This window comes from Pseudomonas sp. JV414, assembly GCF_032424305.1.
Taxonomy (GTDB): Bacteria; Pseudomonadota; Gammaproteobacteria; order Pseudomonadales; family Pseudomonadaceae; genus Aquipseudomonas; species Aquipseudomonas lini.
This window is the reverse complement of record NZ_VYKC01000002.1, coordinates 752,213-765,026: the sequence shown is the minus strand read 5'-3', so window position 1 is coordinate 765,026 and position 12,814 is coordinate 752,213. Positions and strand designations below refer to the sequence as shown.

12 protein-coding genes are annotated in these 12,814 nt (G+C 60.9%); 8 read left to right on the top strand and 4 right to left on the bottom strand.

Annotation, left to right across the window (positions count from 1 at the left end):
* Window positions 1–30: 30 nt before the first annotated feature.
* The 6 genes from pdxH (at window position 31) to F6R97_RS04480 (ending at window position 5,202) form a co-directional block, all read left to right on the top strand.
* Complete coding sequence (gene pdxH / locus F6R97_RS04505) at window positions 31–678, top strand: pyridoxamine 5'-phosphate oxidase (protein WP_315866120.1); 648 nt, start codon at window positions 31–33, stop codon at window positions 676–678.
* 247 nt (window positions 679–925) lie between these two features.
* A complete protein-coding gene (gene moaB / locus F6R97_RS04500; RefSeq protein ID WP_315866119.1) occupies window positions 926–1,480 on the top strand; it encodes a molybdenum cofactor biosynthesis protein B in 555 nt (184 codons plus the stop codon).
* Window positions 1,477–2,712 carry a gephyrin-like molybdotransferase Glp gene (gene glp, locus F6R97_RS04495; RefSeq protein WP_315866118.1) on the top strand — a complete coding sequence of 412 codons (1,236 nt, stop codon included), beginning with the start codon at window positions 1,477–1,479 and terminating at the stop codon, window positions 2,710–2,712. Before moaB ends, glp begins: the two co-directional genes overlap by 4 nt.
* A gap of 132 nt (window positions 2,713–2,844) precedes the next feature.
* Window positions 2,845–3,840: a peptidase U32 family protein gene (locus F6R97_RS04490; protein WP_052964423.1), complete on the top strand. Its 996-nt coding sequence runs from the start codon at window positions 2,845–2,847 to the stop codon at window positions 3,838–3,840.
* Window positions 3,841–3,850: 10 nt separating this feature from the next.
* Window positions 3,851–4,741, top strand: a complete 891-nt coding sequence (locus F6R97_RS04485; RefSeq protein ID WP_315866117.1) for a U32 family peptidase — start codon at window positions 3,851–3,853, stop codon at window positions 4,739–4,741.
* Entirely contained in the window at window positions 4,735–5,202 is a 468-nt protein-coding gene (locus F6R97_RS04480; protein WP_038982817.1) for an SCP2 domain-containing protein, read from the top strand. Before F6R97_RS04485 ends, F6R97_RS04480 begins: the two co-directional genes overlap by 7 nt.
* 900 nt (window positions 5,203–6,102) lie before the next feature.
* Here F6R97_RS04480 and F6R97_RS04475 read toward each other — a convergent pair.
* From F6R97_RS04475 to F6R97_RS04460, 4 genes are all read right to left on the bottom strand, one after another.
* Window positions 6,103–6,501 carry a putative zinc-binding protein gene (locus F6R97_RS04475; protein ID WP_038982845.1) on the bottom strand — a complete coding sequence of 133 codons (399 nt, stop codon included), beginning with the start codon at window positions 6,499–6,501 and terminating at the stop codon, window positions 6,103–6,105.
* Window positions 6,502–6,575: 74 nt separating this feature from the next.
* Entirely contained in the window at window positions 6,576–7,250 is a 675-nt protein-coding gene (locus F6R97_RS04470) for a Crp/Fnr family transcriptional regulator (protein WP_038982846.1), read from the bottom strand.
* Between the two features lie 86 nt (window positions 7,251–7,336).
* Window positions 7,337–7,984 (bottom strand): two-component system response regulator NarL, encoded by a 648-nt coding sequence (gene narL, locus F6R97_RS04465; protein ID WP_315866116.1) that lies wholly within the window; start codon window positions 7,982–7,984, stop codon window positions 7,337–7,339.
* The gene (locus F6R97_RS04460; protein ID WP_315866115.1) at window positions 7,981–9,783 is read right to left on the bottom strand and encodes a HAMP domain-containing protein; all 1,803 of its coding nucleotides are present in this window, start codon (window positions 9,781–9,783) and stop codon (window positions 7,981–7,983) included. The genes narL and F6R97_RS04460 overlap by 4 nt, the downstream gene beginning before the upstream one ends.
* Before the next feature lie 304 nt (window positions 9,784–10,087).
* Between F6R97_RS04460 and F6R97_RS04455 the strand changes: the two genes are divergently transcribed.
* Both F6R97_RS04455 and F6R97_RS04450 read left to right on the top strand, forming a co-directional pair.
* Window positions 10,088–11,392 (top strand): nitrate/nitrite transporter, encoded by a 1,305-nt coding sequence (locus F6R97_RS04455; RefSeq protein ID WP_315866114.1) that lies wholly within the window; start codon window positions 10,088–10,090, stop codon window positions 11,390–11,392.
* Window positions 11,370–12,767 (top strand): NarK family nitrate/nitrite MFS transporter, encoded by a 1,398-nt coding sequence (locus tag F6R97_RS04450; protein WP_315866113.1) that lies wholly within the window; start codon window positions 11,370–11,372, stop codon window positions 12,765–12,767. The genes F6R97_RS04455 and F6R97_RS04450 overlap by 23 nt, the downstream gene beginning before the upstream one ends.
* Window positions 12,768–12,814: the final 47 nt, after the last annotated feature.

Sequence of the window (12,814 nt, the reverse complement as noted above, 5' to 3'; positions counted from 1 at the left end):
ACTGCGTAAAACCTTCCGGAGATCACCGTCATGCCGCTTTCCCTGGCTCAGATGCGCCGTAACTACACCCTTAATGGCCTGCAAGATGAGGCTGCGCTGGATGATCCGCTGGCGATGTTCCGGCAATGGCTGCGACAGGCCCGCGACACCGAGTGCGCACCTGTCGAGGCCAATAGCATGGTGCTGGCGACGGTCGACCCTGAAGGACGGCCGCACTGTCGGGTTCTGCTGCTCAAGGGGTTGAGCGATGAAGGTTTTACTTTTTTCGGCAATTACCAGAGTGATAAAGGTCAGCAACTGGCCGCCAATCCCTATGCCGCGATGACGTTTTTCTGGCCGGGGCTGGAGCGTCAGGTGCGTATCGAAGGGCAGGTGTCCAGGCTCGATCCGGCGTTGTCGGATGCGTACTTCGATTCTCGCTCCATGGCCAGTCGCCTGGGTGCCTGGGCTTCACCGCAAAGCCGTCCGCTGACCAGTCGTTCAGCGCTGGAATCGATGCTGGCTGAAACCATCAAACGCTTCGTTGGCCAGACCGTGTCGCGTCCCGAGCATTGGGGCGGCTACTGCCTGCGCCCTGAACGTCTGGAGTTCTGGCAGGGGCGGGCCGACCGCTTGCATGATCGACTCGATTACCGGTTGCGTGATGGTCTGTGGAAGCGAAGCCGGTTGGCGCCTTAAGCCCCATTGCGCAGAACCTGTAGCGACGGAGGACAATGTGGGAGCGGGCTTGCTCGCGAATGCGGTGTGTCAGTCGACATTAATGTTGTTTGACACACCGCATTCGCGAGCAAGCCCGCTCCCACAGGTTTTGTGCCCGGCACATTCTCTCTATGTCCCCGACGAGGTACCTCCTTGGAGGAATAGGCTCGCTCACCATTCCGGTTCAGGCTTCGGGCCATACCCTCATCTACGGGAAGACCTGGATATGGCCCATCTGGCGCAACGCACGTTTGAACCCCTGAACATCGCCGTACTGACCATCAGCGATACGCGCACTTTTGACACTGACACTTCGGGGCAGACCCTGACGGATTTGCTGCAAACAGCCGGGCATGTGTTGATCGATCGTGATCTGGTCAAGGACGACATTTATCAGATCCGCGCAACCGTTTCCCGATGGATCGCCGACCCCAAGGTGCAAGTGGTGTTGATGACCGGTGGCACCGGTTTCACCGCTCGCGACAACACACCGCAAGCGGTCTTGCCATTGCTGGACAAGCACGTTGAAGGCTTCGGCGAATTGTTCCGTCAGGTGTCTCTGGACGAGATCGGCATGTCCAGCCTGCAGTCCCGAGCGCTCGCCGGCATGAGTAACGGCGTGTTGGTGTGCTGCGTTCCAGGCTCGCCGGGTGCCTGCCGGACGGCCTGGAACAAGATCCTGCTCGAACAATTGGACAGTCGCACCGGCCCGTGCAATTTCGCCCCGCATTTGAAACCGCAAGCGCAGCGGATCATCGACGCCTGCGGGACGCGCACATGACTGGCCGGGTGTGCGACATCGGCAACCTGATGCCGGTGGACGAGGCCATCAGCCGTCTGCTGGACCAGGCACCGCCGCCGCCCCTGGCGCAAATGATTCGTCTGGATCAAGCCATGGGGCGGGTGCTGGCGGCGGACATTCATTCCCCGGTGAACCTGCCGGCCTGGGACAACAGTGCCATGGACGGTTATGCCCTCAGGGCGGCTGACTTGCCCCAGGCGGGTGGCTCTTTGTCGATTGGCGGGCGCATTGCGGCGGGGGATCAAGCGTGCACGCCCTTGCTCGCGCAGCAGGCGGTGCAGATCTTTACCGGCGCGCCATTGCCACCGGGCGCCGATACCGTCGTGCCGCAAGAGCGCTGTCGGGTCGAGGGCGAACACGTCTGGTTCCCGCCTGTATCCGTTGGCGACCATGTGCGCAAGGAGGGTGAGGAAGTTCGCTGCGGGGATCTGCTGCTCAAGGCCGGTAAACGCCTGCGCGCACAAGAACTGGGGTTACTGGCCGGCGCTGGTATCGCGCGGGTCGAGGTCTATCGGCCGTTGCAGGTGTGCCTGCTCAGCAGCGGTAATGAGCTGCGTGAACCGGGCGATCCGTTGGCGCCGGGGCAGATTTACAACAGCAACCGGTATTGCCTCGCCGCGTTGTTGCGCGGCTGGGGCGTCGAAGTGCACGACTATGGCGTCATGGTCGATGAGTTGGCTGCCAGCCGGCATGCCTTGAGCCTGGCGTCTTCGGAATGCGACTTGCTGTTGAGTTCCGGTGGCGTGTCTGTGGGCGAGGAAGATCACCTCAAGCAGGCGATCGAGGAACTGGGCAACGTCGATTTCTGGCGGCTGGCCATCCAGCCGGGCAAGCCATTGGCGTTTGGCGAAGTGGCCGGTAAACCGTGGATCGGCATGCCGGGAAATCCGTCGGCGGCGCTGATCACCGCGTTGGTGGTGGTGCGTCCGTTCCTGCTCAGGGCCCAAGGCGTGACTGACGTACTGCCGGTGCCGTTGGCCGTGCCAGCCGGGTTCGACTGGTTGCAGCGTAACAAACGTCGGCAGTACCTGCGGGCCCGATTGACACCCGGCGCCGACGGCCAGTTGAGCGTGGAACTGCACCCTCAGCAAAGCTCGGCGATGTTGACCGCCGCGTGCTGGGCCGATGGCCTGGCGGTGATCGAGTGCGAGCAGCAAGTGCTCAAGCACGACAACGTAATGTTCCTGTCCTTCGCCGACCTGATGCATTGATGGCAATTGATTGCCGTCAAGGCCGTGCCTGCCGGTCTCGTTAGACTGGCAGCGCCTTTTTCGATCGCCCCGGACCGTCGTGTCATGGGCATCAGGCGATGGCCCGGATGCGTTTTTTCATGAGGATTACCCATGCAACTGGTCTGCCCGGCAGGGAACCTGCCTGCGCTTAAAGCGGCGGTGCGCCAAGGCGCCGATGCCGTCTATGTCGGCTTTCGCGATGACACCAACGCCCGGCATTTCGCGGGGCTGAACATGGACGACAAACAGTTCGACGCCGCGGTCGCCCACATTCGCCAGCATCAACGCAAACTCTACGTCGCGGTCAACACGTACCCGCAACCCAAGGGTTGGGAGCGCTGGCAGCGAGCGGTGGATCGCGCCGCTGATTTCGGCGTCGATGCGCTGATCGCCGCCGACCCCGGGGTGCTCAACTACGCCAGTCAGCGGCATCCGCAACTGGCGTTGCACTTGTCGGTCCAGGGCTCGGCGACCCATGCCGCCGCGCTGGAGTTTTATGCGCAGCGCTACGGCATTCGTCGCGCGGTGCTGCCGCGAGTGTTGTCGTTGGCGCAAGTACGCCAGGTCGCCGCCAGCAGCCCGGTGCCCATCGAAGTGTTTGGCTTCGGCAGCTTGTGCATCATGGCCGAAGGGCGTTGCCATCTGTCCTCCTACATTACCGGCGAGTCGCCGAACCTGTGCGGTGTCTGTTCGCCGGCCAAGGCGGTGCGCTGGAGTGAGGACGCCGAAGGCTTGAGCGCGCGCCTCAGCGAAGTGCTGATCGATCGCTACACCCCAGACGAGCCGGCCGGTTACCCGACCTTGTGCAAGGGCCGCTTCCTGGTCGGCGGCAAACGCTTTCATGCGCTGGAGGAACCCACCAGTCTCGACACCCTGGACTTGCTGCCGGAACTGACGGCCATCGGCGTCGAAGCCGTGAAGATCGAGGGCCGCCAACGCAGCCCGGCCTATGTCGAACAAGTCACCCGGGTCTGGCGCGCGGCACTGGACGCCCATCGTGGCGCGCCGGGCAGTTTTCGGGTCAAGGAGGAATGGCGTCAGGTGCTGGCCGGTTTGTCCGAAGGCAGTCAGACCACTCTGGGTGCTTATCATCGATCATGGCAATGAGGGATTCGACATGAAACTCAGCCTGGGACCGGTCCTGTTTTATTGGGACAAAGAGCAACTCAGCAACTTTTACGCCGAGATGTCGAACTTGCCCCTGGACGTGATTTATCTGGGGGAAACCGTGTGCTCGAAACGTCGGGCTTTTTCGCTGGATCAATGGCTGGGTTTGGGCCGTGAGTTGCAGGAATGCAGCCAGGCGCAATTGGTGCTTTCCAGCCTGACGCTGATCGAAGCGGCATCCGAACTCTCCAGCCTGCGCCGGCTGTGCGACAACGGCCAATTGCTGGTGGAAGCCAACGACATGGGCGCGGTGCAGTTTCTGGCCGAGCGCAAATTGCCGTTCGTGGGCGGGCCGGCACTCAATCTGTACAACGGTCATACGCTCGTGCAGCTTCTGGACTGCGGAATGACCCGTTGGGTGCCGCCGGTGGAATGTTCGGCGGCGCTGATTGGTGATGTGATCGAACAGGTACGCGAACTGGGCCATGCAGTGCCGGAAGTTGAAATCTTTGCCTATGGGCATTTGCCGTTGGCCTATTCCGCCCGCTGCTTTACGGCTCGGGCGGAAAACCGGCCCAAGGATGACTGCCAGTTTTGCTGCATCAACTACCCCGACGGCTTGGCGCTGACAAGCCAGGAAGGGCAGGCGCTGTTTACCATCAACGGTATTCAAACGATGTCGGCCGAGGTGACCAATCTGCTGGCCGACTACTCCGGGCTAGTGGCCTGCGGTGCCGATCTGTTGCGCTTGAGCCCTCGTGCTCAGGGCATGGCCGAAGTGGTCGCTGCCTATCAGCGGGTTCGGCTGGGCGAGACACCGCCGTTGTTCGTCGAAGGGTGCAATGGTTATTGGCATGGCCAGGCCGGCATGCTGCGTGTCGAGGAGGTCGGTCTGTGTTGAATCGAAAAAAGTGGCTGTTGAAAGGTGCCGATCGGTTGTTGCCGCTGGTGCGCCGGGTGCCTTTTGCCGTGCAGCGTCTGGCGTTGCAACAGGCACTGAATCACTGCCTTGCCGAGCCGTTGCGCGATGGTGAGTTTGAAGTGCTGCGAGGGCGTTGGTTGTGTTTGCGGATTCCGGATTTGGGCTTGTCCTGGTATCTGACGCTCAGTGGTAAAGGGTTGCGGATTGCCGAGCACGCTACGGCGCATGTGACGATCAGTGGTAACTGGCGGGAGTTTTTGCTGCTGGCGAGTCGTCAGGAGGATCCGGATACGCTGTTTTTTCGTCGGCGTTTGGTGATTGAGGGGGATACGGAGTTGGGGTTGGCGTTGAAGAATCTGATCGACAGTCTGGATCCTGATGTGTTGCCTGTTTGGTTGTGGCGCAATCTGGAGCGGGCGGGGAAGGGGTTGGCGGCCTGATAGGCTATCTGTTTTTTGGTCGGAGTACATATCCATTTCTGCGGTAACGGCGGCTGGCGGTTTCGCTTTTACAGCGAGTCACTTTCGAAAAGCGCGAAAGTAACCAAAGCGCTTTTGCCCCTGTCGTTCGGTGGCTCGCCTAGGCTCGCCATGCCCTCGCTCCGGTCCTGCTCCGTGGGCCCGCCGCCATCGGCCATCCATGGCCGTGCGCGGCTAACCCGGCATCCATGCCGGGTTGCCCACTGCGCAGAACCTCCTCTCGGCCTCTCGAGGGGGCGACTACCGCAACAGCAAAAGCGAGGCGGCCTGCGGGCCGACCTGGGCATCAAGCGGGCGCGCTTCGCTGACTTGATCGTTCGTAGATTCTGGACTTGCAATGAGTACCTGTGGGAGCGAGCTTGCTCGCGAAGGCGGACTTACATTCAACATTTATGTCGACTGACACGGCCTCTTCGCGAGCAAGCCCGCTCCCACAGTGGAAATTTTGTCAGGCATGGCATTCGGGTACACCGCCGCTGACCTTGAAGGACATCAGGTCGGCTATCAGGCCGCCTCGCTTTGGCTTTTGATTTTGATTTTGATCTGCCCCGTCGGAAGGCCGAGCGCAGGTTCTGCGCAGTGGGCACCGCGGCAAGGATGCCGCGGTAGCCGCCCCCGGCCATGGATGGCCGATGGCGGCGGGCCCACGGAGCAGGACCGGAGTGAGGGCATGGCGAGCCTAGGCGAGCCACCGTACGTCAGGGGCGAAAGCGTTTGGTTACTTTGCGCTTTTCAAAGTAGCCCGCCGTAAGGGCGGAACCCTAAGCCGCCGTTACCGAAGAAATGGATATACACCCTGCCGAGGCGAGTGTACCTGCCACATCGCGGGCAAGCCCGCTCCCACAGGGTTCTTGTTGTTCTTCAGGCCATCGTTTCCTGCCGGCTTACATGCTGGCGAGCATCACTGGCAATCAACTGCCTGATCCCTTCAAACAGCTCATCACTCTGCGCCTGCGTGCAATCCTCACCCTGGCGTTTACGCAGCCCGTAATGGCTGAGAATCAGGTGCACATCAGCATGCAGCCCATGCTGCTTCAAGCAGTTTTCAACGCATTGCAACGGGCAACCATCCAGCGCAAAAATCCGCCGCCCCGAGCGCGCTTTGTTGACCAGCGCCGCGACATGCCCGCCAACACCGACGATGCAGGACATTTCAGCCAGGCCGCTGCGGTCCAGTCGCACGGCCAGGGTGTTGGCCAGTTGGGCGACGTTGGAGCAACCTGAGCAGGAGTAAACCAAAGGCAGGGTTGAACGGGGCATTTGCACTCTCCGTGGGTGGACTCTGCCAGTGTGCAAGGTGCATGGCATTGCACCTTGATGACGGTCAATTCCGGCTATTGGAAAGCCGCCAGCTCCTCTTCAGCGAGAATGCTGATATGGCGACGCTCCATGGCGATCAGGCCGCACTCCACCAGTCGATGCAAAATCCGCGAGAAGGTTTCCGGCTGAATCCCCAGCTTCGACGCCACCAGGCGTTTGGACACCTGCAAGACAATCAAACCGGTGACCGGGTGGCGTTCCTGGAACAGAAAATTGATCACCCGACGACTCGCGCTGGCCATGGTCAAGGTATCGATGTCGCGCAGACGCAGGTGCAGGTGGACGCTCATGCTCGCCAGGATCGCCAGACAGACTTTCGGCTGGTCCTCCAGGGCGTTGCGGTAATGGTTGCCCTCGATACTCACCAGCACGCTGTCCTTCAGCGCGGTGGCGCTCACCGGGTAGAGCCGGGCCTGGCTGAACAGCAAGGCTTCGGCAAAGGTCTGGCCGGGCTGGATGATCTCCACCAGGTTTTCCTGGCCTTCGCCGGTGAGCCGGTACAACTTGACCTGGCCGCTGACCAGCAGGAAAAAACGCCTGGCCGGATCCCCTTGGTGCATGAGCGTGCTGTGACAACTCAGGCGCTTGAGCATGGCCAGGTTGCAGACTTCCTCGAAGACTTTCTCCGGGAGCTGGCTGAACAGATGATGACGGCGCAACGTTAAAACGATGGAAGGGTGGGTCAGCATGGCGTACCTCCGCTGACCGTCATAGTAGAGAGCGCAGGCCAAATGACCTATGCCTCTGCAGGCCTACCTCCAAGGAGGGATGCCCGTCAGCCCGCACTGCGCAGATGCTCCATGGCCCACACCGCCGCCTCCACCCGCGAGCGCAAGCCGAGTTTGTGCAGCAGGTTTTTCACGTGGACCTTGACCGTCCCTTCGGTGATGCCCAGCTTGTGCCCGATGACCTTGTTGCTGAAGCCGCTGGCGATGGTTTTCAACACCTGGCGTTCACGGTCGGTCAATTCCACCACGGCCTGGCGCGGCGGAGAACGTAGCGCCTGGGCCATGACTTGAGTCAGGCCGGGGCTGATCACCAAGGCGCCGTTCAAGGCATCGCGGATGTACTGGATCAACAGTTCGGGCTCCATGTCCTTCAGCAGATAACCGTCGGCATCGAGGCGCAGCGCATCGCGAATATCGTCTTCGGCGTCCGACACCGTGAACAGCAGCACTTTGCCGGTGTAGTTCATCGCCCGTAATCGGCGCAGGGTTTCGATGCCATTCATTTGCGGCATGTTGTTGTCGAGCAAGACCAGATCCGGTCGAAGCGGCTCAATCAAGCCGAGTGCTTCTTCACCCTGGCTGGCTTCGCCGACGATCAGGAAATCATCTTCGAGTTCGAGCATCTGGCGAATGCCGCGGCGCATCATCGGGTGGTCGTCTACCAGCAGGATTCTGTGTTGTGGGGACGGGTTCATGGGGTGCTGCCTTCTGTTTGCTGCCCGAGAAATTCCGGGTGGAATTCCAGTTGGACACGGGTGCCTTGGGGTTCCCTGGAGATGATCTGCAGCTGGCCGTGCAAGCTGCGAGCCCGCTCATCCATGATGTTCAGGCCGTGGTGTTCGCGTTGATCGACATTGCCGCTGAAGCCGCGACCGTCGTCTTCGACCGACAGCCTGACCGTCTCGCCGTCCTGGCGCAGTTGTAGCCAGGCGTTTTGCGCATGGGCGTGGCGCAAGCAGTTGGAGAGCGCCTCGCGGGTGATCTGCAGAATATGTATTTGTTCGCTGGCCGATAGCTGAAAGGCCAGCGTGTCGACGTGCAGATGCACCTGAAACTCCCCGCGACGGGAAAATTCCTCGGCGGTGTCCTTGAGTTCCTGCACCAGTCCGGCGTCGTGAATCTGCAAACGAAAAGTCGTCAGCAACTCGCGTAACTGGCGGTAGGCATTGTTCAGACCCTCGCGCAATTCGGCGGTGACGGTTTCCAGGGTCTGGACCGGTTCGCCCCGGCGCATCAGGGTCTGCATGCGGCTGACTTGCAGCTTCATGTAGGACAGGGCCTGGGCCAGTGAATCGTGCAGCTCGCGGGCGATGATCGTGCGTTCTTCGAGCAGCAGCAGGCGATGATCCTGTTCCCGTTGGCGCTTGAGCGACAGTGAGGTGCCGATCAGGTTGGCCAGGGCCTGGATCAGTCGGGTTTCCCAGGCTTGCATGGAATGCCCGTCGACAAAGTGCGCCTTCAACTCACCCAGTTCACTGCCCTGGTTGCTGATGCTGAAGGCTTGCGGATTGGCTTTATGGTGCTTCTGGCAAGTGGCGCAGTCGCTACTGGCGCAGACTTCGCGGATATTCGCGCCATGCAGGGCCAGTAGCTGTTGGGCCGGTGCCTGCAGTTGGCCTTGCAGACACAGCGACAGGCGCAAGCCGGGCAGGCGTTGCTGGAAGCGTCGAATCAATTCATCGAGGCCTTCGGCATTGGCCAGGCGTGTGGCCAGGCTTCGGCTGCTTTGATACAGAAGCTCCAGGGCGGCATTGGCTTGTTGCAGGTTCAGGGTTTTTTGCCGGACCTGACTTTCCAGAGTGCGGTGCGACTCTTCGATCGTTTCGGCCATGGTGTTGAAACTGGTGGCCAACTGGCCCAGCTCGTCCTGGGACTGATGGTTGACCCGCACCTTGAAGTCGCCGCGACGAAAGCGCTGGGTTGCGTCCACCAACTCCTTGAGGGGCGTGACGACACCGTACTGCAACTCGTACAACCCGATCAGCAGGACAATCATGGTGGTGAACAAGGCCATGCCCTGGATCGCCTGTTGCCAGCCCTGCTTTTGTTCACTTTGACGCTGCAACAGATTGACGAACTGGTTCAGTTGCTCAACGAAGGAATGAGCCTGGACTTGAAAGGCTGCCGCATCACCGCGCTCAAGTGCCGGGCGTAAATCCTCGTTCCATTGTTGCTGGATTTGCCCATAGCTGACTTGCAGGGCGGCGGTCGGGCCATCTTCCAGCACGGCCTTGAGTGACTGGCTGGTGAGACGGGTTTGCAGGCTGTCGGTGATAGCGGCGATTTCTGAGGGCGTTGCCCCCGCGGCCAGTTTCCAGCTCAGGTGATAGGTCTCCATGCGCACCGAGCCTGCGGTGTTGATGGCGGCGGCATCGCCCTGGCTGAACCAGGCGATCAGCCCGGCGCTCAACGAACTGGCGAGCGCCAGCACGGCGATCAGGATCACCGCCAGCCCGGCGCGAGCGGGCAGGGAGCTGCGCAACCAGCGCATCATCGGCGCAGGTCCCGGAAGAATTCAGGAAAACAGAGCATGTGCAGCACCAGAGTGGGGTTTTGCCGCCGATCCCTGGCGCGCTACCTCTAAAGAGTTGTCGACTGTTCCTTGTCAGCCAAATCGACGGTGGAAAACCTTACGTACCTGATAAATAAAGGGTTTTAAGGTTTCCCTGAACTACCTCCTTAGAGGTAGACCGCACAAGCATAGGCCTATGCCCCCATGGGCTTCGTTGACATGGATCAAGTTTTTGCGGGGTTCGCCTCTCTAGTCTGCCGGCATGGCTAACTGACTGGAGAGCATTGTGAACCCACCGCGTGTACGACAAGGCTTGGTGCTGGGCATGAGCACGCTGGCCTTCACTGTGTGCTTCATGGTCTGGATGATGTTTGCCGTGCTCGGGGTGCCGATCAAGGAACTGCTCCAGCTCAACGAAACCCAGTTCGGCCTGCTGGCCGCGACCCCGGTGCTGACCGGCTCGCTGGTGCGTTTACCGCTGGGTTTGCTGACCGACCGCTTCGGCGGGCGCAGCGTGTTCTTCCTGCTGATGCTGGCCTGCGTCGCGCCGCTGTATTTGATCAGTCATGCCACCGCCTACTGGCAGTTCCTGGTGTTGGGCTTGTTCGTCGGCCTGGCCGGCGGCTCGTTCTCGGTCGGGATTGCCTATGTCGCCAAATGGTTCGACAAGGAGAATCAAGGCTTCGCCATGGGCATCTTCGGCGCCGGTAACGCCGGGGCTGCGGTGACCAAGTTTCTCGCCCCGGCACTGATCGCTGCCGGCAGCTGGCAGCTGGTGCCGAAAGTCTTCAGCGCGATCCTCTTTATTACCGCTCTGCTGTTCTGGTTTCTGAGTGCCGAAAACAAGGACCACCACAGTGCCACCGGCGCCACCTTGCGTGAGCAATTGCGCTCGCTGAAAGACCCTGCGGTGTGGCGCTACTGCCAGTACTACTCGATCGTCTTCGGCGGCTACGTCGCCCTGGCCCTGTGGATGACCAAGTACTACGTGCAGGAATACGGTTTCAGCCTGCAAAGCGCGGCGCTGCTGGCGGCCTGTTTTTCCCTGCCCGGTGGCGTGTTGCGCGCCGTCGGCGGCTGGATGTCGGATCGCTGGGGTGCGCAAAGCGTGACCTGGTGGGTGTTGTGGGTCAGCTGGATCTGCCTGTTCCTGCTCTCGTATCCCCAGACCCAACTGCAAGTGCAGACCATCAACGGCCCGGTGGATTTCCACATCGGCCTGAGCCCTGCGTTGTTCACCGTGCTGCTGTTCGTCATGGGCATCGCCTTCGCGTTCGGCAAGGCCTCGGTCTTCAAGTACATCGCCAACGACTACCCGAACAACATGGGCGCGGTGTCCGGCATCGTCGGCCTCGCCGGTGGCCTGGGCGGTTTCGTGTTGCCAATCCTGTTCGGCGCCCTGGTGGACCTCACCGGCGTGCGCTCTTCCTGCTTCATGTTGATGTACGGCGTGGTCTGGGTCTCCCTCACCTGGATGTACTTCAGCGAAATACGCAAAAGCCCGGTGCTGGGTAAAGCGCCGCTGCTGACCCCGTCCCCGATTTCCAGCATTGCCCTAGGAGAAGAACATGTCCGTTCTGCAAAAGCCTGACAAAGGCCCGGTCATTCATGACTGGCGCCCCGAGGACCCAGCATTCTGGGGAAGTAGCGGCAAACAGACCGCCACGCGCAACTTGTGGATTTCCATTCCTGCGCTGCTGCTGGCCTTTGCGGTGTGGATGGTCTGGAGCACGGTGATCGTGCGTCTGAACGCCATCGGTTTCACCTTCACCACCGACCAGCTGTTCTGGCTGGCGGCGTTGCCGGGGCTGTCCGGCGCGACCTTGCGCGTCTTCTATTCCTTTATGGTGCCGATCTTCGGTGGCCGTCGCTGGACCGCCCTGAGCACCGCGTCGCTGTTGTTGCCCTCGATCTGGATGGGCTTCGCCGTGCAGGACCCGAGCACCTCGTACAGCGTGTTCGTGTTGATTGCCTTGCTCTGCGGTTTTGGTGGCGGCAACTTTGCCTCGAGCATGTCCAACATCAGCTTCTTCTATCCCAAGTCGCAGCAGGGGACAGCCCTGGGCCTCAACGCCGGGTTGGGTAACCTGGGCGTTTCGGTGATGCAGTTCTGTGTGCCGTTGGTGATTACTTTCGGGGTGTTCGGCTTCATGGGCGGCTCGCCGCAAGCACTGCCGGACGGTGGCCAGTTGTGGCTGCAGAACGCCGGTTTCATCTGGGTACCCTTTATTGTTCTGGTAACCGTACTGGCCTGGTTCGGCATGAATGACCTGTCCAGTGCCCGCGCTTCTTTCAGCGAACAGGCAGTGATCTTCAAGCGCAAACACAACTGGCTGATGTGCTGGTTGTACCTGGCGACCTTCGGTTCGTTCATCGGTTTTTCCGCCGCGTTTCCCCTGCTGATCAAAACCTCCTTCCCTGACGTGATTGCCTTGAAGTTTGCCTTCCTCGGCCCGTTGGTGGGTGCGCTGGTACGTCCATTGGGCGGCTGGCTGGCGGACAAGCTCGGTGGCGCGAAAGTGACCTTGTGGAACTTCGTGGCGATGATCGTGATGGTCTTCGGCGTGATGCACTTCCTGCCGCAGAACGGTACCGGCGGCAATTTCTACGGCTTCCTCGGCATGTTCATGCTGCTGTTCATCACTACTGGTGTGGGCAACGGCTCTACCTTCCGCATGATCCCGGTGATCTTCCGCACCCAGCATGAAAAAGCCTCGGCCGGGCAATCGCCGGCCATCCGCGAACAGGCCCTGAAGAACGCTGGCAAGGAGTCGGCCGCAGTGCTCGGCTTCAGTTCGGCCATGGGCGCCTTCGGCGCGTTCTTCATTCCCAAATCCTTCGGCTCTTCGATGGCCCTGACCGGCGGCCCGGAGATGGCCTTCTACATGTTCGTCGGCTTTTACCTGAGCTGCATCGTCGTGACCTGGTGGTGGTACGCGCGCAAAGGCGCCGCGACACCCTGCTGAGACGACCCGAATTCAACCATTGCGTGGGCGGGGCACAGACTCCGCGA